This window comes from Methylobacterium platani, from assembly GCF_001653715.1.
GTDB lineage: Bacteria > Pseudomonadota > Alphaproteobacteria > Rhizobiales > Beijerinckiaceae > Methylobacterium > Methylobacterium platani.
In genome coordinates this window covers 1-1,774 of the sequence record NZ_LWHQ01000128.1, presented here as the reverse complement: position 1 = coordinate 1,774, position 1,774 = coordinate 1, and the positions used below count along the sequence as shown (strand labels likewise).

2 protein-coding genes are annotated in these 1,774 nt (G+C 74.1%); both read left to right on the top strand.

The window, feature by feature from the left end:
- The first annotated feature begins 145 nt into the window (after nucleotides 1–145).
- On the top strand, nucleotides 146–1,252 hold the full coding sequence (locus tag A5481_RS31780) for a transglycosylase SLT domain-containing protein (RefSeq protein ID WP_048433276.1): 1,107 nt from the start codon (nucleotides 146–148) through the stop codon (nucleotides 1,250–1,252).
- Nucleotides 1,253–1,457: 205 nt separating this feature from the next.
- On the top strand, nucleotides 1,458–1,774 hold a 317-nt coding region (locus tag A5481_RS31775; protein WP_280946924.1), incomplete at its 3' end, for a NepR family anti-sigma factor.

Genomic DNA, 1,774 nt, shown 5'->3' with positions numbered 1-1,774 from the left:
GCCGTAACGAGTTCCGAATGCTCGGGATCGCCGACGGCGAAGCTTGTGCGGAAACGGGTTGAGCTGCGCGAGCGTCGCCGTTTTATCGCCACATCTCACCGGCTTCTTGCGCCTCACAGGCAGGGAAACCGGGGCGATACATCATATGCGACGTCGAGCGGACGGACCGGCGCAGCGGAGCGGCCTGCGGATGGCGGGGATCCCCGCGGGCGCCCACCGGGACGTCCTCGCGCTCGGCGGCCGCGGCCGTGCCGCCCAGGGCGGCGTGCCCGTCATGGCGCGCGCCCTCCTGGCGGCGGGCTGCCTTGCGGCGGGGCTCTCCGCCCTGCTGCACCAGTACGGCACCGATCTCGTCACCGCCCGGCCGGCCGTCACCATGATCATGGCCGACCTCCTGGTGATGCCGCGGCCGAAGATCCAGGCGCCGGCGGTCCCGAGCCGCGAGGCGGCCGTGATGGCGCCCCTGCGCGAGCCGGTGCACGACCTCGACACCGCCCTCGGCTCCTCGGGCGTCGACCGTGTCTCCTACGACGACCTGCTCGCCGCCAGCACCGGCGGCGACCCCAACGAGGTGCTGAGCTTCGGCCCGATGCGGATCCGCCGCCACCTCGTCCAGACCATCGTGCGGGCCGCCGCGACGGTGCGCACCGACCCGGTGCTGCTGATGGCGGTCGCCGACAAGGAATCGAGCTTCCTGACCGAGGTCCAGGCCCGGACCTCCTCGGCGACGGGCCTCTACCAGTTCATCGAGCGGACCTGGCTCCAGGTGATGCGGGAATTCGGCGCCCAGCACGGCTATGCCCGCGAGGCCGGCCTGATCGGCGACGACAACGCCGTCGCCGACGCCGCCGAGCGCGCCCGCATCCTCGACCTGCGCCGCGATCCCTCCCTCGCCGCCGTCATGGCGGGCGAGATGCTGAAGCGCGATTCGGCCCGCATCGCCGCCCGGATCGGCCGCGACCTCACCCTCGGCGAGACCTACCTCGCGCATTTCCTCGGGCCGGACGACGCCGAGCGCTTCATGGCCAAGGTGGTCGAGGAGCCGAAGGCCGAGGCCGCCGCCCTGCTGCCGAAGCCCGCCAAGGCGAACCGGCCGATCTTCTACGAGCGCGTCGGCCGCCGGAAGGCCCGCAGCCTCACGGTGGCGCAGGTCCACGACAAGTTCGAGGCGATGATGAGCACCCGCGGCGCCCGCTACCGCGACGTCGGCGCCCTGATGGGCGTGATGGCCTACGCCGCCGACGCGCCCTGAGCCGGCCGGGGCCCGCCGCGACGATGGGCGCGGCGACGGAAGATCCTGACCAGTATCGCCCGGGCGGGACCGTCCGGCGGGAAATACCCGGCCGGGGCACCGCCTCGGCGAAAAAGATCCGCCGCCGCTCTCCTGCTCCGGAAACTGTGCCGCCGGTCGCGGCTTTATCCTCCCGACGACGGTTATCAGCGATCAGGAGGTGGCGATGGGCGCTGCGGGCGCCGGACGCCGGACAGGCGGTACGCAACTCACCCCGACTCTTTCCCTCGACGCCCTCGGGGCGGGTCTCGCCGCGGCCTATGACGGCCTGATGGCGGAGGCGGTGCCGGAGCGGCTGAGCGCCCTGCTGCGCGCGCTCGAACGCGGCGAGGCGATGGCGGGCGGCCCCGCTCCGGACGGGCGGTCGCCCGACGGCGTCGCCCTTGCGCCGGCGGAGGGCGCGGCCGGCCGGCTCGCCCTGCTCGTCGGCGACGTGCCGGGCGCCGGCGAGGCCGCCGCCCTGCTCGCCCGCGCCGGCCTCGA